Origin of the sequence: Pseudomonas sp. NY15372, from assembly GCF_048068215.1 — a bacterium.
GTDB classification, from domain to species: Bacteria; Pseudomonadota; Gammaproteobacteria; order Pseudomonadales; family Pseudomonadaceae; genus Aquipseudomonas; species Aquipseudomonas guariconensis_A.
This window is the reverse complement of sequence record NZ_JBLUPY010000005.1, coordinates 146,562-167,500: the sequence shown is the minus strand read 5'-3', so window position 1 is coordinate 167,500 and position 20,939 is coordinate 146,562. Positions and strand designations below refer to the sequence as shown.

Here is a 20,939-nt window from a genome sequence, read left to right as displayed (position 1 = left end):
GCTTGATCGGGTAGTTCACGCTCAGCCGATGCTCGGCATCGACATCGACGCTACCGTCCTGGATCAATCCCTGCTCCTGCAGGGTCTTGAGCATCCCTGCCACGGCCTTCTCGCCGCGGTAGTTGTCCAGCAGTTCCTTGCCCAGCCCTTGCGGGTGGGCATGGAACAGGCGGGTGAGGATTTCGGAACGTAGTGCATCGTTACTCATGGCATGCCTCACGCGTGCTGCAGGTCATTTGCCGTGCTTGGCCTGGAGCTGCTTGGCGTGCTCCAGGTGCTGTTCGAGCTTGGGCAGGGTTTCGCTGGCAAAGGCCTTGAGCTCGGGTTTGTCGGAGGTGTTCGCTTCGTCCTTGAACAGTTTCACAGCCTTTTCATGGGCCTCGACCTGGTTGTTGATATACGACTGGTCGAAGGACTCGTCGCGCCATTGCAGGATCATCTTCTTGACCTTGTCGGTCAGCGCGGCCTCGTCCGGCACGCTGATATCCAGCGAGCGGGCGACATCGCCGAGTTTCTGGTTAGCCTGGGTGTGATCGGTGACCATCTGCTGGGCGAAGGCCTTGATCTCAGGGTTCTTGCTCTTTTCCTGGGCCAGGTTGCCCGTCACCACTTCGGCGATGCCCGCCTCGGTGGCGCTGTCGACGAAGTCGTTGGAGCTGGCGGCCAGCACATGCATCGAAGCCATGCCCAGCGCGACGGTCAGGCCGACTCGCTTGAGGAACAGATTGCTCATGTGTCACTCCTTATCCATTGGCGCGACCTCAGTGTCGCTTAGGGTTGAGCATGGCCGATGGGCAAAGGTTTGATTTTTCTGCGCACCACGAGGCGAATGGTCATTGGGTTGAACGTTGCCGGCAACCTGGGCTCAGACATTCAAAGGTTGCACCGAGGAGCCTGCCCATGAGCATCGAACGCAGCATTCCCGAGCTCGAAGCCTGGTACGCCCAGTACGATGACGCGAGCTATCGGCGCGAGTCGCCGGATGCTTACCACCATGAACTGATCCGTACCGCCGAAGCCCTGCGCGACGATGGCGCTATCGACTGGGACGACTGGCTGGCACTCAAGGCCCTGGCCGACCAGGCCCATGGGCGTGCCCTCGCAGAAGCCGTGCAGGCCCATGTCGACGACCCTGACGCATGAAGACCTTGAAGATCGCCACGTTCAACATCAACGGCATTCGCAGCCGCCTGCCTGGGCTGCTGGCATGGCTGGCGCGCGAGCAGCCGGACATCGCCTGCCTGCAGGAGCTCAAGGCCGCCGACAAGGACTTCCCGCGCGATGCCCTGGAGGCTGCAGGCTATGGTTGCCTACACCACGGCCAGCCGTCCTGGAACGGCGTGGCCATCCTCGCCCGGGGCAGCGAGCCGCTGGAAGTACGACGGGGCCTGCCAGGCATGGAGCAGGACAGCCAGAGCCGGTACCTGGAAGCCGCGGCCCATGGGGTTTTGGTGGCCTGCCTGTACCTGCCCAACGGCAACCCCCAGCCCGGGCCAAAGTTCGACTACAAGCTGCGCTGGTTCCAGTGCCTCAACACGCACGCCCAGGGGCTGCTGGACAGCGGCCACCCGACGGTGCTGGCCGGAGACTTCAACGTGGTGCCCACCGACCAGGACATCTACAACACGCGCTCCTGGCTCAAGGACGCGCTGCTCCAGCCCGAGAGCCGCGAATGCTACCGCCAGCTGCTGGCCCAGGGCTGGAGCGACGCGATCCGCCAACTGCACCCGCACGAGCAGGTCTATACGTTCTGGGATTACTTTCGTAACCATTGGCAGCGCAACGCGGGTCTGCGCATCGACCATTTACTGCTCAGCCGCGAGCTTGCGCCACGGCTCGAGGCCGCCGGGGTGGATGCCTGGGTGCGCAACGAGCCGAAGGCAAGCGACCACGCGCCGGTGTGGATCTCGCTGCAGACCGCGTCGTAGGCCGGCGTAACTTGCCAAGCGTTGTCCGCGGGCCCGGTACGCTGATCTATAGTCATAGGCGGCGAGGGCTGGACAGCAAGGGAATGTAATGGCCGTAAGCAGGAAACAGTACGAGGAAGGGCCATTTGCGCTCACCAGCGAAGACCGGGCCGTTGGGCTGTTGCGCCTGGTCGTGAGCTTCATGGCGGTGGTGCTACTGGCCTTCCTGTCGATCGAGGGCTGGCGGATCGCCCGTGATTACCGCCATGCCTCCCTCAACGCCGAAGATGCGGTGATCAACCTGGCCAGGGCCACTGCGCAGCATGCCGAGGACGCCATCCGCCAAGTCGATGTCATCACTGCGGCACTGGCCGAACGCCTCGAAGGCGATGGTTTCGCCAACCTTGACCGGCCGCGGCTGCATGCCTTGCTCAAGCTACAGAAAACCATCATGCCACAGCTGCACGGCCTGTTCGTGTACGACGCCGACGGTCGCTGGGTGGTGACCGACCAGGCTGCCATACCCAAGCACGCCAACAACGCCGACCGCGACTACTTCATCTATCACCGCACCCATGCCGATCGGGGCGTGCGTATCGGTTCGGTGGTGCGCAGTCGGTCCACGGGAGACCTGATCATCCCGATCTCTCGACGTCTGGACCACCCGGACGGCCGTTTCGCCGGCGTGCTGCTGGGCACCATCAAGGTGGATTGGTTCGTGCGTTACTACGGCGACTTCAAGATCGACGAGCGTGGCGCGCTGGTGCTGGCCAAGCGTGATGGCACCATCCTGGTCCGGCGGCCCTTCGTCGAACAGGTGGTGGGGCGCAGCCTGTCGGAGAGCGAAATCTTTCGCAATCACCTGCCCTATGCCGACCAAGGCGTGGCCGAGGCCGTGGCGGTGGTGGACGGCACGCCGCGTTTGTACGCCTACCGGGCGCTATCGAGCTACCCGCTGGTGGTCGAGGCAGGCTTGTCGCGCGAGTCGATCCTCGCCCCATGGCGTCACGACATGCTCAAGTCGGTACTCGTGCTGCTGCTGTTGCTGGTGGGGCTGGCGGCCTTCGGCTGGGTGGTACTGCGCCAGTTGCGCGAGCGCATCGTCATCGAGCGCGCCTTGCACCAGGCGCACCAGACCCTAAAGTCCCTGGCGCTCACCGACAGCCTGACGGGCCTGGGCAACCGCCGGCGGCTCGATGGTGTATTCGACGCCGAGATCCGCCGGGCGCGGCGCCAGGGCTACCCGTTGGCGCTGGTGATGATGGACCTGGACTACTTCAAAGCCTACAACGACCGCTATGGCCACCCAGGTGGCGACCAGTGCCTGCGGCGTTTCGGCGAGATGTTGCAGCATGCGCTGAAACGGCCGGGCGACCTGGCGGTGCGCTATGGCGGTGAGGAGTTCACCTTGCTGCTGCCCAATACCGATGCCCAGGGTGCGGTGGCGATCGTGCAGGAGATCCTGGCCTTGCTGCGCCGACAGATGATCGAGCATGCCGGCAGCCCGCTGGGGTATGTCACCGCCAGTGCAGGCATCGCGGTCGGATATCCAGGCCCAGAGGCGGTTACCCCGGAAGGCCTGATGGCGGCGGCGGACGGAGCCCTGTACGAAGCAAAACGTCAAGGGCGGGACCGGCATTGCCTGGCCTCCAGCGCGCCCTGATCATTCAGCCTGCCGACTGGACCAGCAATGCCATGGCGCAGCGTCCAACCAGGCCATGTGCATGCTCCTGACGCAGGACCTCACGCAGGCGAGTATCCAGTTGAGCCTGTTCGACGACCTTGAACCCATGGCGCGCGTAGAACGGCGCATTCCAGGGCACCTCGGCGAAGGTCGTCAGGGTGACGACACGCATGCCTTGGCTGCGCGCCACGGATATCGCCCAATGCAGCAGAGCGCGACCGATACCTTGGCCCTGCGCCTGCGCGCACACCGAGATTTCATGGATATGCAGCCAGTCGCTGGCCTGTTCGGTGCAGATGAACCCCCGCAGGTGGTCGTTGTCGTCAATGGCCACCCAACTGCCTTGCCCGGCGATGAATGCCCGGTGGGCCGCATCGTCCAGCACATCGCCGCTCGCCAGCCAGGCCAGGTCGGGCAAAGACAGGAACGCCTGGGCCGCCGAGCGCTCGATGGCCGCAAGCAAGGGGACGTCATGAAGGCGGGTGGGGCGAATGCGCATCGGCTGTCCTTGGCGAAACGCCCAGTTTGCGAGCCTTGCCGTACAAAAGACAAGGCTCGCGTGAGGCTCATTCGCCAACCAGCTCGCGCAGCTGCCAGCGAACCGAGCTGACGCCTTTCTCGAGGCTTACCCGGCTGACCAGGCGTTCGAGCTGGGTGGGGGCCTGTGGCGTGCCGAGCAACTCGGCGCGAACCTCCAGGCGCGCGGGGTTGGCCAGGTCTTCGCTGTGCAGTGATTGCAGGCGCAGGCCTGGGTCGCTGAGGCTGTGCAGCATCAGGCTGCGCACCTGGATCTCGTCCTCGGCGCGGCAGACGATACGCACCTCGAAACGCTGCTCCACCTCGCTGGCCGGCAGCACGTCCTGGCGGTCCAGGCGTTGGGCGATGTCACGCAGCAGGATATTGGCGCACAGCACCACCAGGCTGCCCAAGGTCGCCTCCAGCAGCAGGCCCAGGCTGCACAGCACGCCGATGGCAGCCGTGCACCACAGGGTGGCTGCGGTGTTCAGGCCTCGCACGTTGAAGCCGTCGCGCATGATCACGCCGCCGCCGAGAAAGCCGATGCCGGACACTACATAGGCGGCGATACGCGAGGCATCGGTGGGCGCCATGCCAGGCACCGCCTGGGTCATGAGTACGAACAGGCAAGCGCCAGTGCTGACCAGCGCGTTGGTGCGCAGGCCGGTCAGGCGCTGGCGCAGTTGACGTTCGGCACCGATCAGGGCGCCGAGTACCAGGGCTACGCTGACGCGCAGCAGAAAGACTTTCCAATCCATAGCAAACCTCATTTCCCGGGCGCATGCCCGCGGGGCGCCGTCACGTGCGGCGCAACTGAAAACAACGAGTGCGAGGACCACATGCCCGCATGCCGGGGCACGGGGCAGGAAGGAAAGAAGGGGAGACATCGGCCCGCTTGGGCTGTGATGAACCACCGTCTACCGAGTGCGGCAAGACAGTGGCAGGAGGGCTGCCGGACTAGCTTGCCGTGTGGGCCTGTCGCAATCGACTGGGGCTACTGTCCAATGCAGGACTCCTGTTGTGGGATGCAAAACTGCGCCGCGGACGTTACGCCTGGCGCCGGGCAGGGTCAAGGGCAGTTGCGTGACAATTGCGCTTTCTGGGAAATTTCCTTCATGAAGTCAGGCATTAGCCGACTGGGACTTTCATGAAAAAGGCCACCGAAGCGCCCCCAGGCGGTGTTAACCTTGCCCCCTTCGTTACAACTTCGGACCGTTACATGCTGTTCAATCTCGCCATCCTGTTCGGCACGCTGGTGGCCATGGAAGGCGTCGGCACACTGGCCCACAAGTACGTGATGCATGGCTGGGGCTGGTGGCTGCACCGCTCGCACCATGAGCCGCACCTGGGCATGCTGGAGACCAACGACCTGTATCTGGTGGCACTCGCCCTGATCGCTTCGGGCCTGGTCGCCCTGGGCAAGGCCGGGTACGCGCCGCTGCAATGGGTCGGCGCTGGCGTGGCGGGCTACGGCGTGCTGTATGTGTTGGCCCATGATGGCTTCTTCCATCGCCACTGGCCCCGGGCGCCGAAGCCGGTGAATCGCTATCTGCGGCGCTTGTATCAGGCTCATCGGCTGCACCACGCGCTGCCTGGGCGCAAGGGCAGCGTGTCGTTCGGCTTCTTCTACGCACCACCTTTGCGTGTGCTCAAGCGCCAGGTACGCGCGCGACGGGCACAGGGCCTATAGACGCGCGACGCAGTCAGGCCTTGCGGCGCAGCATCAGGATGAAGAACATCCCGCCAATGGCGGCGGTGGCGATGCCGATGGGCAGGTCCTGGGGCGCGATCAGGGTACGTGCGCCAATGTCCACCCAGACCACGAACAACGCTCCGAGCAAGGCGCAGGCCGGAAGCAGCCGACGATGTTCGGCGCCTACCAAGTGGCGGGCGACATGGGGCAGCATCAGGCCGACGAAGCCGATGGCCCCGGACAACGACACCAAGACGCCGGTAAGCAGCGCGCACCCCACGAATACCTGGGCCCGCACCCGACGAGGCTCGAAGCCCAGGCTGACGGCCGTCTGTTCGCCGCTCATCAAGCCATTCAGGGCCCGCGCCAAGCTCATCAGCAAGGCGAAGCCTGCCAGTACGCACAGTGCTGGCAGCCACAGCAGCGACCACTGCGCCAGGCCCAGACCGCCCAGCATCCAGAACATCACCGAGCTGGCTGCGTGAGGGTCGCCGGTGTAGAGCAGCAGGTTGGCCAGGGCCATGATCACGAAGGACACGGCCACCCCCGCCAGCAACAACCGGTCGCTGTCCAGACGGCCACGGCTGCTGGCCACCGCCAATACCAGCAACATGCTGCCGAGCGCGCCGATGAACGCCGCCAGTGGCAGACTGAATGGGCCGGCGAAGGCGCCCAGGAACAGCACCACCAGCACTGCGCCCAGCACCGCACCGGAGCTGACCCCGAGCAGGTGCGGGTCTGCCAGCGGATTGCGTGTGACGGCCTGCAGGGCGCCCCCGACCAGGGCCAGGCCTGCGCCCACCAGCGCTCCGAGCAGCACCCGTGGGGCGCGGATCTGCCAGACGATCTGCGCCTGGCCGCGGCTCCAGCTCCCTGTGTCGCCCAGGCCGGCCTGTTGCATCACGATGCCCAGCACGTCGGTCAGTGGCACCTTGGCAGCCCCAAACCCCAGGGACAACACGCACGAGCACAGCACAGCCACCAGCAGCCCGGCGAGCAGCAGCCGGTAGGCACTGCGATCACGCACGGGCATCACTGCGGCGTGCCTGCGAACAGGCGGGGATGCAGCGCCGCTGCCAACAGCTCGATGGCTCCGGCATTGTCCACCGATGGGGTGACCTGGAGGTAGGAAAGCACCACGAAGCGTCGATCGCGGATGGCCGTTACCTCGCCCAGGGCCGGCTGCGCGAGCAGGAAGTCGCGCTTCTGTTGCCAGGAGGTCGGGCCGTAGTCGACGATGACGATCACCTGCGGGTCGCGCTCTACCACGCTCTCCCAGTTCACTTCGGTCCAGCTGGCAGCGACGTCGGCCATCACATTGTCACCGCCAGCCGCCTCGATCAGCGCCTGGGGCATGCCGAGACGGCCAGAGGTGGTGGGGCGGTCTTCGCCGCTGTCATAGAGGAATACGCGGGGAGCCTGGTGTACATCGGCGACATGTGCCTGCACGCGGGCCACGCGCTGGCGCAGGGTATCGATCAGCGCCTGGGCCTGCTGGCGAACATCGAAGATGCGCCCCAGGTTGTCCAGGTCCCGGTACAGGTCGTCGAGGCTGGCGCGGCGCTGGGGCATCACCCGCGAGCAGGACTCGCTGAGCTCGTACACCGGGATGCCGAACGGTGCCAGGGCCTGCGGCGTGACCGGGCCGCCTACGTACATGCCGTAGCCCCAGCCGGCGAAGAGAAAGTCGACGTTCGCATCGAGCAGGGTTTCCACCGACGGGTAGCGCGGCGCCAATTCAGGCAGGCCGGCGAGAGCACCGGTCAAGGATGGGTCCAGGGTCTTCCAGCCACTGATTCCGGTGAAGCCAACCATGCGCTCGCGCAACCCTAGGGCCAGGAGCATGCCGGTCAGGTTACTGTCATGGCTCACCGCCCGCTGGGGCGGCTGGCTGAAGGTGACGTCGCGATCGCAACTGCGCACGGTAACGGGATAGTCGCCGGCCCAGGCGGCGAAGGGCAGGGCGGCCAGCAGGGCCAGGCAGGCAAGGTGTCGCTTCATGCGGGGCTGATCCAGGTGATGCGTGGGTGAAAAGCCACGGGGTGACGGTCGACCAGTGCCCGTACGCCAAAGACCTCGGCCAGGCACTGCTCGGTCAGCACGTCGGCTGGGGGGCCGTGGGCAACGATGCGGCCAGCCTCGATGACATACAAGCGGTCACAGAAGGCCGCAGCCAGGTTCAGGTCATGGAAACTGGCGAGCAGGCTCAGGCCGGTGGCGCGCAGATGCTCCAGCAAAGCCAGCTGGTAGCGGGGGTCGAGGTGGTTGGTGGGCTCGTCAAGGATCAGCAGACGCGGTTGCTGGACCAGTGCACGGGCCAGCAGCACACGTTGCTTCTCGCCGCCAGACAACGGCGCGAAGCCATGATCGCCGCGTCCCTGCAGCCCCAGGCGATGCAGGCTGTCGTCCACCAGCGCGTCGTCATCGTCGCCATCGAACCAACCCTGGTGCGGCGTGCGGCCCATGGCAACCACGTCGCGTACACTCAGGCCAAAATCTTCGGGAAATTCCTGGAGCATCACTGCGACGCGTTGCGCCACCCAACGCGCTGGGCGCTGCCAGATGTCCTCGTTCTCGAGCAGCACGCGCCCGGCATCGGGCCGAGTGAAGCGATAGGCACAGCGCAGCAGGCTGGTCTTGCCGCTGCCATTGGGGCCGATCAAGCCGACGCATTCACCAGGGCGCACCTCCAGATCGATGTTGTCGAGCAGCCTCCGGCCACCATGGGATGGCGCCCAGTGCAAACCTTCGAGACGCAGGGTAGGGGCGGACATGACGAGCAACCGTACCGGGAATGAATGTAACCCGACGATGACGGCGCGCAAGGGAATCGCGGGCAGGCTACTGCCCCAAGACCGGCCCGCGCCCGCCCACCGCGGGAGTTGCCAAACGAGGTGACAGGCCGGTCTCCGGGCTTGCGAGAGTCGTGAGGCATTCACCTTCCCATGCTGGCGGCACAGTGGCGTATCGAATGCATCGCTCGCTTACCGTTGCGGGGGCAGCGCCGGACTGGTCGCGCAAGGCGATGCACCGGCTTCCCGTTTAATCCCCGGCGCGGCGGCAGGGGACACCTGAAACTGGGGCGCATCTGAGCATTTATGGGGTGGGGAGTCAACCTGTAGGGCGCCCCCGGGCTAGGCGGAGTCTTTAGACAGCGACCGCGTACCGGGTGCGTTGAAGCATTTATCGAGTTTGCGCGTGTGAATGCATCAATGAGGAGGAGCACTTTATCGAACACAGAACATAAATATAAACAATATAACTAAACTAAATGAATATTTAGTTTAGTTATTCCTTAAGCTCATATCATAAGGGCAGGGTAGCCCATCTGGTGAGCTATGGGGTAACTCATGCGTGATCGCTAAGGATTACCATTCAATGACTCACTATCCAGGCTGGATGCTTGAAAGCGCCCATAATTACCTCAAGGCCGCTGAGATTCTAGACGCCCAAAACCTCCCGCATGTTGCCATGGTCAATGCAGCGATCGGTATGGAAATCTTGCTGAAAAGCTTTATTTCCGTACCGGATCAGCACCAAGGTACGTCCGGCGAAACCTACAAGCTCGACGTCGAAGCACTTAAAACGGCTCACCAGCACCTGCAGTCGATCGGCAAGATTCCACCCAAACAAAAGCGTGACGCACACGATCTGCTGACGCTGTTTCACGCGGTGCCTCCAACGATTCGTGAGAGCCTGGCTCTGAACAGCCAGGAACACTCATTCGAGCGGTATCGCGATGTGTTCACCAACAGCCGGTATCAGTACGAGTCAGCCAACTGGAAATTTTCCGATCCAGTACTGATGAGATCGCTGCGGTGGACGTTAGCCAACGTGGTTGGCTACTAAAAGGAACGAGGCTCGCAGGATCCGTTCGTGCTGAGTTACATCGCTGAGGTCCAAGTTCGATCTGCAGCGCAGAGATCGAGGCCAGGGGCCTGGCTTCAAATCTGCCACACACGACCCAGGTGGCTCCATACGAATTTGCGCATAATGTATATTATGTTAAATATTATATTATTCGAGGACAATACCGCGGTTCTCTCCGCCCCAATCCATCTCACCTCGCTGTTCAACCAGCTGGCCCTGAGACCAGCCCATGTCTCGAGTAAATGGCCCTTGTGATCAAGAAGCAATCACCCGCCTGGCATCCCTTCGCACGGCTTGAGGGGGTACGCCATATCCGCGAATAAAGACCTCTCGCATATGCCGGCGATCCCTGAAGCCAGCTTCCTTCGCCACGACATCCAAACTGTGTCGGCTCTGCTCGATCATCAACCGGGCCGCCTCAAGACGCAGGCTTTCCACGGCCTTGGCGGGTGACTGCCCTGTCTCGGCAGTGAAGACGCGGGTAAATTGTCGGGGACTCAGATGCACCACTTCGGCGAGCTCCTCAACGCTCAGAGCGCGGCTCAGGTTCTTGCGCGCGTAGTCCAAGGCGATCTGAATCCGATCCGATTTCGGCGAAAGCGTCAGTAGTTCGGAGTGTTGGGATTGTCCACCTGACCGCCGTTGATGCATCACCAGCTTTCTCGCCACCGACCTGGCCATCTCGGCGCCCAGATCTTTTTCCACCATGCCCAGCGCCATATCCAGGGCGGCGGTCATGCCAGCGGACGTCCAGATTTGCCCGTCCACAATGTAGATCCGATCTTCTTCGACTTCGATTTTCGGATGCAGCTCGCGCAGTTTTTTCGCGTAGGCCCAGTGCGTCGTTGCCCGTCGATTATCCAGCACGCCCGCTTGGGCCAATACGAAGCACCCGGTACACAGACCTGCGGTGCGTCGAGCGCTGTCGACAAAACCTCGTACGCTGGCCAGCACTTCCTCGCCCGGCGGTGTCAGCGGCGTCAATGTCCCGGTGATCATCCATGTGTCGGCCAAACCAGGAGCCCCCAGCGCAAGCGTGTCCATGTACATCCCCAGGGAAGAGCGCACCGTGCCGCCCTCGATGGAAAAATTCTGGATCTTGTAAACCGCTTCCCCCGCCACGATGTTCGCGAACTCGAAGACGGCCTGGGTCGCCAGCGACATGATCTGGAAACCTTCGGTTATGAGGTAGCCGACCCGGTGCATGGTTGAAGCTCCACTATTTGATGTCCTAAAACAGTACTATATGCGTCGTTTAAGACGAAAGCGACGTTCTGCATCATGGCTCCACATCAACCTACGGAGCACGACCATGACGCAGCAATTCAAAGGCACTGCCCTGATCACCGGCGCCTCCACCGGCATCGGTTCCATCTACGCGGAACGTTTGGCCCGGCGGGGTTATGACCTGGTCCTGGTCGCCCGAAACCGTGATCGCCTCAACACCCTGGCCGCCCGGCTCACCACAGAGACCCGCCAGAACGTGGAGGTGTTTCCGGCAGACCTCGCCAATGCTGCTGATCTGGCCAAGGTGGAGCGCAAGCTGCGTGAAGACGCCAGCATCAGCTTGCTGGTGAACAACGCCGGGATCGGCACCCACACCAGCCTGCTGGAAAGTGACGTCGAGCGTATGGCCGAAATGATCACCCTCAACGTCACCGCCCTCACCCGCCTTACCTATGCAGCCATCCCGGGGTTCGTGGCTCGCGAACAAGGCGCCGTGATCAACATCTCGTCCATCGTGAGCCTGGCGCCAGAACTGCTCAATGGCGTGTATGGCGGCAGCAAGGCCTATGTCACCGCCTTTACCCAGTCCCTGCACAAGGAGCTGGCGGATAAGGGCATCAAGATCCAGGCGGTACTGCCAGGTGCCACCGCAACCGACTTCTGGCAGATCGGCGGTTTACCTGTCGAGCACCTTGACCCGGGCATCGTGATGTCGGCCCAGGATTTGGTGGACGGCGCCCTGCAAGATTTCGACGACCACATCCTGATCTCCATCCCCTCGATGCATGACCTGCAGTCATTCGAACGCTACGAAGCCAGCCGGCAGGCCCTGTTCAGCCAGTTGTCCAGCAATCGGCTGGCTCCGCGTTACAACGCCAATTGACCACCAGCAAAGGAAACGGATCATGAAACTCAGCGCAAACACCATTTTCATCACCGGCGGTACCTCAGGCATTGGCCGCGCTCTGGCCGAGGCATTCCATCAACGTGGCAATCAGGTGATCGTTGCGGGGCGTCGGCAGGCATTGCTGGATGAGATCGCCCAGGCCAACCCCGGCATCGATACGGTGCGCCTGGATATCAACGATCCGCAGCAGATCAAGGAAGTGGCTCAAGCAGTGATCCGCCGCCATCCCTCGCTGAATGTGATCATCAACAATGCCGGCATCATGCCGTTCGACAACCCGGCCTCTGGGGACTACGACGACGAACAGGCAGTGAGCCTGTTGCAGACCAACCTGCTCGGCCCGGTGCGCGTCAGCGCTGCCTTCGTCGAGCACCTCAAGCGCCAACCGGATGCCTATATCATCAACAACAGTTCGGTGCTGGCCTACCTGCCGCTGGCGGCCACCGCACTGTATTCGGCAACCAAGGCGGCCATCCATTCCTACTCGCTGTCGCAACGATTCAGCCTGCGTGACACCAGCGTCAAGGTGCTGGAAATCGCGCCGCCATGGGTAGACACCGACCTTGTTCACAAGAGCGGTGATGAACGTGCCATGCCACTGGGAGACTTCATCCAGGAAACCCTGGCCAAGCTCGAATCAGCGACTACGGAAGTCCTGGTGGATCGCGTCGTCCCGCTGCGAGCGAACCAGGGGGCGAACGAACACGCACTGATCCATCAGTTCAACCTGTCGCTGGTGGAAAACCCGATTCCTGTTGCCTGAACCCAAATTCCCGAATCCGTTCAAGGAACTGCCTCATGACTCGCATCAACGCTCTGTCACTCGAACAGGCACCTGCCGCTGTCCGTACCGTCCTTCAGGGCGTGGAAAAAAGCCTGGGTTTCATCCCGAATGCGTTTGCCACCCTCGCCCATTCCCCTGCTGCGCTCAATGGCTACCTGGCACTTTCGCAAGCATTGAACAAAAACAGCCTGACACCCGCCGAACGTGAGATTGCGGCGCTGGCAGCATCTGAGGTCAATGGCTGTGACTACTGCGTTGCCGCACATAGCTTCTTTGGCAACAAGGCGGGGCTTGGAGTCGATGATCTATTGGCAGCACGCGCCGGCACGCTCGATGGCGTCGCTGCACTGGCCAGGGCGGTTACGTTGAGCCGGGGCCAGGTCACCGATGCGCAGTTGGCAGCAGCACGGGAGGCAGGCCTGGATGATGCCAAGATTGTCGATGTGATCGCCCAGGTGTCTTTGCTGACGCTGACCAATTACCTCAACAACGTAGCGAAGACCGCTATCGATTTCCCTCCCCAAAGCCACTGATTACGGCTGGCCGTGCCGGGTGAAGCTGTCGGCCTGTCCAACCAGGACGACAGCTATCTGAAAGCAGGTTGTCTGCTGCAAATGCCACTCTGAAGATGCTCATCGAGAGCATGTACAAAGTGATACACGACAGGCTTTTCCAGACATATCCCGGATAAACGCTGTTGTCACCATGGCCCCTCGAATCGTGGCGGCATCCCGCGCGCCACATTCATTTCTTGGAGCCCGCCATGAATCGTCACGCCGAAATCGCCAGCTTGCACGGCTGGAGACTGTTTTCACTGCTGTCGCTGCTGGTACTGATCGTCACTTCCCTGGCCTTGTGGTCCCAGCCTCAATGGGTTGAAGCCCTGCGCAGCGCGATCCGGGCTACTGCCCGTACGTCCTTCATGTTGTTCCTCGCGACTTTCCTGGCGTCCTCGCTGGCAATCCTGGTGCCCACTGCCTTCACCCGCGGTTTATTGCGTGAGCGACGCTTCCTGGGATTGGCTTTCGCCTTTTCTCACGCCATACATGCAGTGCTGATCATTCTCTACGCAAATATCTTTCCCGAAACCTTCTGGCATGGCCGCACGGCCGCGGCGAACATTCCTGGCTCGATCGGATATCTGTTCATCATCTTGTTGACCGTCACCTCCTTCCCGGGTGCAGTGAAACTGCTCGGTGCCCGCACCTGGAAAGGCCTGCATAGCACCGGAACCTGGGTGATCGCCGGCATTTTCGTCCTGTCCCTCTACAAGCGCATACCGATGGGGTCTTGGTACCCACTGGGCTTTGCACTGATCTTCAGTGCCATTGTCTTCAAGCTCATCGCGAAACTGGCCGTACGTTTGCGCAACAACACGCGTGCCGTTACAACGCCAAGCGCTACACGGTGATTCTTCTCTCAAGCTGACAAGCTATCTGGGCCGGTACTTCCCATTGCGGTAAATGCATGGCTTCAGTGGCATAGCGCAATGCAGCGATCGGCCTGATCTGCAATTTTTCCTCCTCCAGCAGCGCCCTTTTCTTTTCTGAAGAGGGCGTTTGTCGTTGTGCTGAATAAATCCTCCATCAAGACGTCTGCTCATCCTGACAAGAGCGATCACCCTGTTCCATTGCCCTGCCGTGCAGACCGGTAGCGACTTGCTTCACCGCCCTCCATTCGTGCTCGCGCAGTGCTGCAGGAACGCAAAAAGCCCGCATACCTTCAGGGTATGCGGGCTTGGGTGACACCCGAGCGAACGGCGGATCAGATTCCCTTCCTGACCAGGTGCTCAGGGAGGAAATCAGCGAACGTTCATTCCTTGGCCTGGCTCAGCCTGCTGTACAGGTCGGAAGGGAACGGCTTGCCGTTGGCGTCGAACTGGCCCTTGCGGAACTGATAGACCTCGCCTTCGGAGAGGAAACCGTCATGGTTGGCGTCGATGGCGTCGAATTCGGCATTGGCCTTCGGCGCGACCGCCAATAATTCGGCCCGGGAAACACGGCCATCATGGTCGGTGTCGGTGCGGGCGAATGAGGCATCGCCACACTTGCCTTCACCGCATTTGCCTTCGGCCTGGGTGGTTTTCACCTGGGCGCCGCCAGCGCCGCACTTGCCCTCGCCATATTTACCCTCCCCGGCCTTTTCTGCCGAGGCGAGTTGATACCCCTGCGGCAGGGCTTCTACGGCAAAGGCTGCAGACGTCATGTTGAGACCGCCGACCAGGGCAACTGTGAGCAGGCCAAGGCGGGTCTTGTTAGGCAACTGGATACGAGACATTGTGCTTCCCCGGATTTCTATGATTGGCCTCATGGCCGAAAGCGCCAGTGAACGAGGCCCAGGGGCCGTTTCGTTCAGGCAGGCTCATTTGATCGGCGGCATGTGTCCGAGGCGTATCCCGAAACAGAGCCATTTGTAGCAAAACCCTGGAAACACGCAGGAAGATACAAAGAGATACACACCCAAATACCACCAGGAACTGGCCAGGCGGCTACGCGTACAGTGGACCCTGTTTAAAAGCGCTTGGGAATTTACGCCTTTTTTACTCGACATTTCCCCTCCGTCTCCAATACTCCCGGCATCGTCGACACAGGTTCATTCAATGCCACTTCCCGCCTTGCGCTTCATTGCCTTCATCATCGGAGTATTCCTGATCACCTTGGCTGTCGGCATGGTGATTCCCATGGCGACGCTGCTGGTCTACGAGCGCAGCGACGATCTGAGCGCCTTCGTCTGGTCTAGCCTGATCGCGCTTTGCGCCGGCCTGCTGCTGGTCGCTCGGGGCATACCCGACGCGCCGCAACTGCGCGCCAGGGACATGTATCTGCTGACCACCGCCAGTTGGGTCGTCGTTTGCGCATTCGCGGCCCTGCCGATGGTGTTCATCCGGCATATCAGCTACACGGACGCATTCTTCGAGACCATGTCGGGAATCACTACGACCGGCTCGACGGTCTTGACCGGCCTGGACACGGCGTCGCCTGGGTTGTTGATCTGGCGGTCCCTGCTGCATTGGCTCGGAGGTATCGGCTGATTGGTCGGACAAGGTCACGCCACGCTCGCACGTAGCTGCAAAGATGATTCTTGTGATCTATCTCGGCTTGACGGCTGCAGGAGCGCTGGCACTGTGGGTTGCAGGCATGACCCCGTTCGAGGCCGTCAATCATGCGATGTCGCTGATTTCCACGGGCGGCTTCTCGACGTCCGATTCTTCACTGGGCCATTGGACGCAACCTGCGGTGCACTGGCTGGCAGTCGTCATCATGGTCCTCGGCAGTCTGCCGTTTACGTTGTACGTGGCTACGCTGCGCGGGCATCGCGCTGCCTTGTTCACCGATCACCAGGTTCGGGGTTTCCTTGGTTTTCTGCTCTTCGTATGGGTCACGGTGGGCACTTGGCTGTGCTGGCACAGCGACCTGTCCTGGTGGGACGCCTTTCGTATCGTTGCGGTGAACGTCACCTCGGTGGTCACCACTACGGGCATCGCGGTTGGGGACTACACACTCTGGGGTAGCTTTTCGGTCCTGTTGTTCTTCTACCTGACGTTCGTCGGTGGCTGTTCCGGCTCCACGGCTGGCGGCCTGAAGATCTTCCGTTTCCAGGTGGCTGGCGCGCTGCTGGTCAGCAGCCTGAAGCAATTGACCCACCCTCGGGCGGTGATTTCGAAGAAATACAATGGGCATCCCATCGATGGAGAAATCGTTCGCTCATTACTGACGTTCTCCTTCTTTTTCTCCATCACCATCGCGGTCATCGCACTGGGCCTTGCCTTGATCGGGCTCGACTGGACCACTGCACTGACCGGTGCGGCCACCGCTGTATGCAACGTCGGCCCAGGGCTTGGCACTATCATCGGCCCTGTAGGCAACTTCGCTTCACTGCCAGACGCTGCCAAATGGCTGTTGACGGTGGGCATGTTGCTCGGGCGGCTCGAGATTCTCACCGTACTGGTCCTGGTCTCCCCTGCTTTCTGGCGATTCTAGATGCAGAGAGCGCCGAGCAGGTCGACGTGACCATTACGGCATGGTTGGGCACCACCCGCGTTATGTCGTAAAGTAGCCGGTTGCCGAAAGAACCGTCATGGCCATAGCCATGGAGGGCTTTCATCCTTTACAAGTAAATGTGGTGAAGATGAACAAGCCTTTCATTTCGCTGTGCCCTGAAATTACTCGGGCACACGCGTTGATGCTGATGGATTGGTTGCAAGATGAGCGTGTCACCTGCTATCTGAGCGATTCGCGTCATGTCTCCCGCTCCATCGAGCAAGCCATCGATCGGACTCAATTGCCGATCCTGACCCATCTGTTCAACCGCGGCGGCCGATTCTTCATAGCCTATGACCGGCATGACGCGCCGGTGGGATTTGTCCGTCTCGTCAAGACCGGCTCAAATTGCGAGATCGTCCTGGCCATCGGAGACCGCAATAAATGGGGCCGACGTCTTGGTGCCCGCACGATCCGCGAAGGCATGAAGCTGGCCTTCTTTGACATGCGGGCCGCGAAACTGATCGCTAAGGTCCACCCTGACAACACCCGTTCGCTGAAAGCCTTCCTGCGCAGCGGCTTCGTGCTTGAAAGCGAAACGCCGACATTGAAGTCGTTTTCCATGACACTGGGGCGCTATCGCCAGCTATTGCGCGAAGGTGTCGTTAGCGACTCCTCTGGGATCTACATCACTGAAATCGACAAGGCCAGGCTCGAGCGTCTGCTTGCGCTTGAACAAGGCCCGGCCGTTGTCGAACTCGAACATGAGCTTGAGCGAGCCATTGTAGTCAAGCCGCAGAAGGTGGCGAGTACGGTTGTGACGATGAATTCCAGGGTCTTGCTGCAGCTGGACGATGAAGAGATCGAAGTGGCCTTGGTCTACCCTGAGGAAGCGGACAGCAATGCGGGGAAGCACTCCGTGTGTTCCGACATCGGTGCCGCCATTCTCGGCTACCAGGAGGGAGATACCATCGACTGGCGAATTTCTGAACGCAACTGCCGGATCGAGATCAGGAAAGTGCTTTACCAACCGGAGACTGCGGGACATTTTCATCTGTAGCCGCACGCCATTTGCAGTGCGATACATAATGCGCCTTGCTCGACACATCCTGGATGAACACCACTGACACAATGGCTCCACCGGGCGTCGGCATCCCGCCCGCCGCGCCCCCTCCAGAAGCTGCCATGACCCGTACCGCTGACACTCCCAACCTGCTTGCACGGGTACAGAGCCAACCACTGCGGCTTGAGCAATGGACGTGCTGCTCGGGCGGGTGATGCTGGTCTTGTCTTTCCTGCTTTCTAGCGATTCCAGGCCCGGTGCGATCGATTCAAAGCCCGAGCTCACTCAACCCAGGGTGGTCATCCGGCCGCCGCCCCAACGGCCAATGGTACTTGCGCTCACTTTCGCTAATCGGCAGGTCGTTGATACTCGAAAACCGCCGCTGCATGAGCCCGTTGGCGGCGAACTCCCAGTTTTCGTTGCCGTACGAGCGGAACCAGTTACCCGAATCGTCGTGCCATTCGTACGCATACCGTACCGCGATACGGTTATCGGCAAACGCCCACAGCTCCTTGATCAACCGGTAGTCCAGTTCCTTGTGCCATTTACGTTCCAGAAACGCCTGCACCTGGGCGCGGCCCTCGATGAACTCGCTGCGGTTACGCCAATGGGTATCTTCCGTATACGCCAGCGCCACTTTGGCTGGGTCCCGTGAGTTCCAACCGTCTTCGGCTCCCCGGACTTTCTGGATGGCCGTTTCCAAGGTGAATGGCGGCAAGGGTGGGCGTGATGCTTCGGTCATCTCGGTGTCCTCTGTAAATGATCTGGCGCATTAAGCTATAGCTCAACCAAGCCGACTTGGTGCGGCCGCTATATTCCTAACCTGCCGATACATATCAATTCAACTAAGCGATCAGGTTATAAGGTAGACCAATTCATTCTTTCCTCTCCCTCTCGCGTCCCTGCCAGAATCCATCTCGCCAGCGGTCTACCGCCGCCGCTCTACAACGGGCCTTTCCTCCCCGCAAACCCTGCCCTCGCCCATCCCCAGGAGCTGCATATTCATGAAGAAACTCACTGCCCTCACCGCCCTTACCCTGGCTGTCCTTTCCGGCGTGGCCCATGCCGATCGCCTGGCGGATATCAAGCAAGCCGGCGTGCTGCGTGTCGCGGCCTTCGACAGCAACCCGCCGTTCGGCTTCGTCGACGCCAAGAGCAAGCAGATCGAAGGCCTCGACGTGGACTACGCCAAGGCTCTGGCCGACAAGCTGGGCGTCAAGCTGCAGGTGGACTTCAGCATCCCCTATTTCGCTTCCGGGCAGCAGTTCATCGTCAAGAAAGGCAGCCTGAAAACCCCTGACGACCTGAACAAATGGCGTGTCGGCGTCGACAAGGGCACGGTCAACGAAGGGGTATTGCGAGACAAGTTCCCGGGCGCCAAGGTCATCGCCTACGACGACACGCCCTTTGCCTTCACGGCCCTGCGCAATGGCCAGGTCCAGGCCATCACCCAGGATGGCCCGAAGCTGATCGGGCTGTTGGCCAACGTGCCGGACAAGGACAAGTACGAGGTGCCACCATTTACCGTTTCCAACGACCTGATCGGGCTCGGCATTCCCAAGGGCGAGGCCGCCCTTGCCGACTTCGTCAACCAGAGCCTGCGGGACCTGGAGGCCGATGGCCAAGCGCAAAAGATCTACGACACCTGGTTCGGCCCAAATACCAAGACGCCGCTGGCGCGCCTGTACAAGATCGGCGACAAGAGCTGATCGCGCTGCGCCAACCGCGCGCCTCACGCCCGTAGGGCGCGCGACTCGTTTCGTTCGCTGGAACCCCCTCGATGTTCGGTGACCTCCTCGCCCCGCGTTACCTGCAGCTGCTGCTCGACGGTTTCTTGATGAGCCTAGGCCTTGCCCTGCTCAGTTGCCTGCTCGCCACGCTGATCGGCGCACCATTGGCCATCGCCCGCCTTGCGCACAGGCGCTGGTGTGCCTGGCCGGCGCGTGCCTATCTGGCCGCCTTTCGCAATACCCCTTTGCTGGTGCAGTTGTTCTTCTGGTACTTCGGCGTGCCGGCGCTGTTATCGGAAGATCTTGTTGTCTGGCTCAACATCCCGCATCAATGGCTTGGGTTGCCGTGGCCTTCGTTCGAATTCCTCGCCGCGGCCTGGGGGTTGACGCTCTATACCGCGGCCTTCGTTGCCGAGGAAATACGCGCCGGCATTGCCTCGGTACGCCCGCAACAGCGTGCCGCGGGCCTGGCGCTGGGGCTGCGGCCAGCCCAGGTGTGGTGGGTGGTGGTATTGCCCCAGGCGCTGCGTACCGCGCTGGCGCCGCTGCTCGGCCAGTACATGAACGCGCTGAAGAATTCCTCCCTGGCCATGGCCATTGGCCTTGCCGAATTGTCTTATGCCTCGCGCCAGGTAGAGACCGAGACCTTCAAGACCTTCCAGGCCTTCGGCGTCGCCACCCTCCTCTACATCGGTGCAATCGCGCTCATCGAAGCCCTCGGCCAGGCCCTGCAGAACAGCCGCCGTTACCGCCAGGGAGGTGCGTGAGGCATGGACTTCTCGGTGATTGTCGACAACCTGCAGTACCTGTTGGTAGGCGCCTACCCCGACGGCCCGCTCGGTGGCGCCGCGCTGACCCTATTGCTGGCACTGCTCTCAGGCCTGGCCTCGGCTGTGCTGGGCCTGGGGCTGGGCATCGCCCTGGCAGTGCTGCGCGGCTGGCCGCGGTGGGTACTGGTGACGGTGCTGGGTTTCTTCCGCGCCATCCCGGTGCTGATGCTGATCTTCTGGAGCTACTTCCTGTTGCCGATCGTCTTCAAGGTCGACGTGCCGGCACTGGCCACGGTGGTCTGTGCGCTGTCATTGATCGGCGGCGCTTACCTTGCGCATTCGGTGTATGCCGGCATCCACAGCCTGCCCGCCGGCCAATGGGCGGCGGCGAAAGCCTTGGGCCTGCGACCCGCGCAGGTGCTGCGGCTCGTCATACTGCCCCAGGCGTTGCCGATCATGCTGCCGTCGTTTCTCAACCAATGGATCTCGCTGATCAAGGACACCTCGCTGGCCTATGTGATCGGGGTAGGTAAGCTGTCGTTCGTGGCGACCCAGGTAAGCAATCGGGTGATGGTGCATCCCACGGAGATCTTCCTCTTCGTCGCCCTGCTCTACTTCTTGTTGTGCTCCACGCTCGACCTGCTGGCTGGATTGTTGGCCCGACGACATTCTTCAAGACAGTTATCTCATTAAACACATAGCAGGCAGTTCTATATGTCCACACCGCGGATCCCTGTTCTGCTGAGCGTAAATATTCAACGAAACCAAAAGGTTTTGGCGCGGCACGGGCGTTGTGCGTGATCTCTCC

At 61.5% G+C, this 20,939-nt stretch carries 23 protein-coding genes, 1 pseudogene and 1 riboswitch (1 of these 25 only partly in view); of the genes and pseudogenes, 14 read left to right on the top strand and 10 right to left on the bottom strand.

The features are described from left to right. Positions 1–208: the 5' portion of a hypothetical protein gene (locus ACNFG0_RS06340; RefSeq protein WP_084857850.1), read on the bottom strand. Its footprint begins 47 nt before the window's first position; 208 of the gene's 255 nt are visible here — the first part of the coding sequence; its start codon is at positions 206–208; its stop codon lies off the left edge, out of view. Between the two features lie 24 nt (positions 209–232). After that, positions 233–733, bottom strand: coding sequence for a DUF4142 domain-containing protein (locus ACNFG0_RS06335; protein ID WP_196145257.1), 501 nt, complete (start codon positions 731–733; stop codon positions 233–235). Positions 734–900: 167 nt separating this feature from the next. On the opposite strand from ACNFG0_RS06335, the gene ACNFG0_RS06330 reads away from it, so the two are divergent. The 3 genes from ACNFG0_RS06330 (at position 901) to ACNFG0_RS06320 (ending at position 3,570) form a co-directional block, all read left to right on the top strand. After that, the gene (locus ACNFG0_RS06330) at positions 901–1,143 is read left to right on the top strand and encodes a hypothetical protein (protein WP_196145258.1); all 243 of its coding nucleotides are present in this window, start codon (positions 901–903) and stop codon (positions 1,141–1,143) included. Continuing rightward, complete coding sequence (xth, locus tag ACNFG0_RS06325; protein ID WP_416764297.1) at positions 1,140–1,928, top strand: exodeoxyribonuclease III; 789 nt, start codon at positions 1,140–1,142, stop codon at positions 1,926–1,928. Before ACNFG0_RS06330 ends, xth begins: the two co-directional genes overlap by 4 nt. Positions 1,929–2,016: 88 nt before the next feature. Then, positions 2,017–3,570 carry a diguanylate cyclase gene (locus ACNFG0_RS06320; protein WP_416764296.1) on the top strand — a complete coding sequence of 518 codons (1,554 nt, stop codon included), beginning with the start codon at positions 2,017–2,019 and terminating at the stop codon, positions 3,568–3,570. 4 nt (positions 3,571–3,574) lie between these two features. Here ACNFG0_RS06320 and ACNFG0_RS06315 read toward each other — a convergent pair whose 3' ends face one another. Beyond that, a complete protein-coding gene (locus ACNFG0_RS06315) occupies positions 3,575–4,090 on the bottom strand; it encodes a GNAT family N-acetyltransferase (RefSeq protein WP_416764295.1) in 516 nt (171 codons plus the stop codon). Positions 4,091–4,157: 67 nt separating this feature from the next. Then, on the bottom strand, positions 4,158–4,865 hold the full coding sequence (locus ACNFG0_RS06310) for an MgtC/SapB family protein (RefSeq protein WP_196155596.1): 708 nt from the start codon (positions 4,863–4,865) through the stop codon (positions 4,158–4,160). Between the two features lie 461 nt (positions 4,866–5,326). Here ACNFG0_RS06310 and ACNFG0_RS06305 point away from each other — a divergent pair, with 461 nt between their 5' ends. Next, positions 5,327–5,797: a sterol desaturase family protein gene (locus tag ACNFG0_RS06305; RefSeq protein WP_196145263.1), complete on the top strand. Its 471-nt coding sequence runs from the start codon at positions 5,327–5,329 to the stop codon at positions 5,795–5,797. 13 nt (positions 5,798–5,810) lie between these two features. Here the strand turns inward: ACNFG0_RS06305 and ACNFG0_RS06300 are convergent, their stop codons facing one another. From ACNFG0_RS06300 to ACNFG0_RS06290, 3 genes are read right to left on the bottom strand one after another with little or no spacing between them, the layout of a single operon-like run. Continuing rightward, positions 5,811–6,833, bottom strand: coding sequence for a FecCD family ABC transporter permease (locus ACNFG0_RS06300; RefSeq protein ID WP_416764294.1), 1,023 nt, complete (start codon positions 6,831–6,833; stop codon positions 5,811–5,813). Continuing rightward, a complete protein-coding gene (locus tag ACNFG0_RS06295) occupies positions 6,833–7,801 on the bottom strand; it encodes an ABC transporter substrate-binding protein (protein ID WP_196145265.1) in 969 nt (322 codons plus the stop codon). The genes ACNFG0_RS06300 and ACNFG0_RS06295 overlap by 1 nt, the downstream gene beginning before the upstream one ends. Continuing rightward, entirely contained in the window at positions 7,798–8,574 is a 777-nt protein-coding gene (locus ACNFG0_RS06290; RefSeq protein ID WP_196166467.1) for an ABC transporter ATP-binding protein, read from the bottom strand. Before ACNFG0_RS06290 ends, ACNFG0_RS06295 begins: the two co-directional genes overlap by 4 nt. Before the next feature lie 108 nt (positions 8,575–8,682). Continuing rightward, positions 8,683–8,890: riboswitch (cobalamin riboswitch) on the bottom strand. 288 nt (positions 8,891–9,178) lie between these two features. On the opposite strand from ACNFG0_RS06290, the gene ACNFG0_RS06285 reads away from it, so the two are divergent. Beyond that, positions 9,179–9,649 (top strand): hypothetical protein, encoded by a 471-nt coding sequence (locus ACNFG0_RS06285; protein WP_416764293.1) that lies wholly within the window; start codon positions 9,179–9,181, stop codon positions 9,647–9,649. 276 nt (positions 9,650–9,925) lie between these two features. Here the strand turns inward: ACNFG0_RS06285 and ACNFG0_RS06280 are convergent, their stop codons facing one another. Then, positions 9,926–10,876 carry a GlxA family transcriptional regulator gene (locus tag ACNFG0_RS06280; protein ID WP_196155592.1) on the bottom strand — a complete coding sequence of 317 codons (951 nt, stop codon included), beginning with the start codon at positions 10,874–10,876 and terminating at the stop codon, positions 9,926–9,928. Between the two features lie 106 nt (positions 10,877–10,982). Here ACNFG0_RS06280 and ACNFG0_RS06275 point away from each other — a divergent pair, with 106 nt between their 5' ends. The 4 genes from ACNFG0_RS06275 to ACNFG0_RS06260 all read left to right on the top strand — a co-directional run bounded on the left by ACNFG0_RS06275 (position 10,983) and on the right by ACNFG0_RS06260 (position 13,999). Further along, the gene (locus ACNFG0_RS06275; RefSeq protein WP_196155591.1) at positions 10,983–11,780 is read left to right on the top strand and encodes an SDR family NAD(P)-dependent oxidoreductase; all 798 of its coding nucleotides are present in this window, start codon (positions 10,983–10,985) and stop codon (positions 11,778–11,780) included. Between the two features lie 22 nt (positions 11,781–11,802). Then, the gene (locus ACNFG0_RS06270; protein WP_416764292.1) at positions 11,803–12,567 is read left to right on the top strand and encodes an SDR family oxidoreductase; all 765 of its coding nucleotides are present in this window, start codon (positions 11,803–11,805) and stop codon (positions 12,565–12,567) included. A 35-nt stretch (positions 12,568–12,602) separates the two neighbouring features. Then, entirely contained in the window at positions 12,603–13,121 is a 519-nt protein-coding gene (locus tag ACNFG0_RS06265; protein ID WP_196145270.1) for a carboxymuconolactone decarboxylase family protein, read from the top strand. 230 nt (positions 13,122–13,351) lie between these two features. Then, positions 13,352–13,999: a hypothetical protein gene (locus ACNFG0_RS06260; RefSeq protein ID WP_416764291.1), complete on the top strand. Its 648-nt coding sequence runs from the start codon at positions 13,352–13,354 to the stop codon at positions 13,997–13,999. A 401-nt stretch (positions 14,000–14,400) separates the two neighbouring features. On the opposite strand, the gene ACNFG0_RS06255 is transcribed toward ACNFG0_RS06260, so the two are convergent. Further along, positions 14,401–14,865, bottom strand: a complete 465-nt coding sequence (locus ACNFG0_RS06255) for a hypothetical protein (RefSeq protein ID WP_416764290.1) — start codon at positions 14,863–14,865, stop codon at positions 14,401–14,403. Positions 14,866–15,187: 322 nt separating this feature from the next. Here ACNFG0_RS06255 and ACNFG0_RS06250 point away from each other — a divergent pair. Next, positions 15,188–16,568, top strand: a pseudogene (locus ACNFG0_RS06250) (TrkH family potassium uptake protein). A gap of 97 nt (positions 16,569–16,665) precedes the next feature. After that, a complete protein-coding gene (locus ACNFG0_RS06245; protein WP_196145273.1) occupies positions 16,666–17,628 on the top strand; it encodes a bifunctional GNAT family N-acetyltransferase/nucleoside diphosphate kinase regulator in 963 nt (320 codons plus the stop codon). A 271-nt stretch (positions 17,629–17,899) separates the two neighbouring features. Here ACNFG0_RS06245 and ACNFG0_RS06240 read toward each other — a convergent pair whose 3' ends face one another. Next, complete coding sequence (locus ACNFG0_RS06240; protein WP_196145274.1) at positions 17,900–18,373, bottom strand: DUF1348 family protein; 474 nt, start codon at positions 18,371–18,373, stop codon at positions 17,900–17,902. A 262-nt stretch (positions 18,374–18,635) separates the two neighbouring features. Between ACNFG0_RS06240 and ACNFG0_RS06235 the strand changes: the two genes are divergently transcribed. The 3 genes from ACNFG0_RS06235 to ACNFG0_RS06225 all read left to right on the top strand — a co-directional run bounded on the left by ACNFG0_RS06235 (position 18,636) and on the right by ACNFG0_RS06225 (position 20,824). After that, entirely contained in the window at positions 18,636–19,340 is a 705-nt protein-coding gene (locus ACNFG0_RS06235) for a transporter substrate-binding domain-containing protein (protein ID WP_416764289.1), read from the top strand. A 71-nt stretch (positions 19,341–19,411) separates the two neighbouring features. Beyond that, complete coding sequence (locus ACNFG0_RS06230; protein ID WP_416764288.1) at positions 19,412–20,128, top strand: amino acid ABC transporter permease; 717 nt, start codon at positions 19,412–19,414, stop codon at positions 20,126–20,128. A gap of 3 nt (positions 20,129–20,131) precedes the next feature. Next, positions 20,132–20,824, top strand: coding sequence for an amino acid ABC transporter permease (locus ACNFG0_RS06225; RefSeq protein ID WP_416764287.1), 693 nt, complete (start codon positions 20,132–20,134; stop codon positions 20,822–20,824). Positions 20,825–20,939: the final 115 nt, after the last annotated feature.

What these genes read in the sequence shown, in the direction of transcription:
- ACNFG0_RS06335 (WP_196145257.1), bottom strand. Translation starts at nt 733, where the DNA reads ATGAGCAATCTGTTCCTCAAGCGAGTCGGCCTGACCGTCGCGCTGGGC.
- ACNFG0_RS06330 (WP_196145258.1), top strand. Translation starts at nt 901, where the DNA reads ATGAGCATCGAACGCAGCATTCCCGAGCTCGAAGCCTGGTACGCCCAG.
- xth (WP_416764297.1), top strand. Translation starts at nt 1,140, where the DNA reads ATGAAGACCTTGAAGATCGCCACGTTCAACATCAACGGCATTCGCAGC.
- ACNFG0_RS06320 (WP_416764296.1), top strand. Translation starts at nt 2,017, where the DNA reads ATGGCCGTAAGCAGGAAACAGTACGAGGAAGGGCCATTTGCGCTCACC.
- ACNFG0_RS06315 (WP_416764295.1), bottom strand. Translation starts at nt 4,090, where the DNA reads ATGCGCATTCGCCCCACCCGCCTTCATGACGTCCCCTTGCTTGCGGCC.
- ACNFG0_RS06310 (WP_196155596.1), bottom strand. Translation starts at nt 4,865, where the DNA reads ATGGATTGGAAAGTCTTTCTGCTGCGCGTCAGCGTAGCCCTGGTACTC.
- ACNFG0_RS06305 (WP_196145263.1), top strand. Translation starts at nt 5,327, where the DNA reads ATGCTGTTCAATCTCGCCATCCTGTTCGGCACGCTGGTGGCCATGGAA.
- ACNFG0_RS06300 (WP_416764294.1), bottom strand. Translation starts at nt 6,833, where the DNA reads ATGCCCGTGCGTGATCGCAGTGCCTACCGGCTGCTGCTCGCCGGGCTG.
- ACNFG0_RS06295 (WP_196145265.1), bottom strand. Translation starts at nt 7,801, where the DNA reads ATGAAGCGACACCTTGCCTGCCTGGCCCTGCTGGCCGCCCTGCCCTTC.
- ACNFG0_RS06290 (WP_196166467.1), bottom strand. Translation starts at nt 8,574, where the DNA reads ATGTCCGCCCCTACCCTGCGTCTCGAAGGTTTGCACTGGGCGCCATCC.
- ACNFG0_RS06285 (WP_416764293.1), top strand. Translation starts at nt 9,179, where the DNA reads ATGACTCACTATCCAGGCTGGATGCTTGAAAGCGCCCATAATTACCTC.
- ACNFG0_RS06280 (WP_196155592.1), bottom strand. Translation starts at nt 10,876, where the DNA reads ATGCACCGGGTCGGCTACCTCATAACCGAAGGTTTCCAGATCATGTCG.
- ACNFG0_RS06275 (WP_196155591.1), top strand. Translation starts at nt 10,983, where the DNA reads ATGACGCAGCAATTCAAAGGCACTGCCCTGATCACCGGCGCCTCCACC.
- ACNFG0_RS06270 (WP_416764292.1), top strand. Translation starts at nt 11,803, where the DNA reads ATGAAACTCAGCGCAAACACCATTTTCATCACCGGCGGTACCTCAGGC.
- ACNFG0_RS06265 (WP_196145270.1), top strand. Translation starts at nt 12,603, where the DNA reads ATGACTCGCATCAACGCTCTGTCACTCGAACAGGCACCTGCCGCTGTC.
- ACNFG0_RS06260 (WP_416764291.1), top strand. Translation starts at nt 13,352, where the DNA reads ATGAATCGTCACGCCGAAATCGCCAGCTTGCACGGCTGGAGACTGTTT.
- ACNFG0_RS06255 (WP_416764290.1), bottom strand. Translation starts at nt 14,865, where the DNA reads ATGTCTCGTATCCAGTTGCCTAACAAGACCCGCCTTGGCCTGCTCACA.
- ACNFG0_RS06245 (WP_196145273.1), top strand. Translation starts at nt 16,666, where the DNA reads ATGGCCATAGCCATGGAGGGCTTTCATCCTTTACAAGTAAATGTGGTG.
- ACNFG0_RS06240 (WP_196145274.1), bottom strand. Translation starts at nt 18,373, where the DNA reads ATGACCGAAGCATCACGCCCACCCTTGCCGCCATTCACCTTGGAAACG.
- ACNFG0_RS06235 (WP_416764289.1), top strand. Translation starts at nt 18,636, where the DNA reads ATGAAGAAACTCACTGCCCTCACCGCCCTTACCCTGGCTGTCCTTTCC.
- ACNFG0_RS06230 (WP_416764288.1), top strand. Translation starts at nt 19,412, where the DNA reads ATGTTCGGTGACCTCCTCGCCCCGCGTTACCTGCAGCTGCTGCTCGAC.
- ACNFG0_RS06225 (WP_416764287.1), top strand. Translation starts at nt 20,132, where the DNA reads ATGGACTTCTCGGTGATTGTCGACAACCTGCAGTACCTGTTGGTAGGC.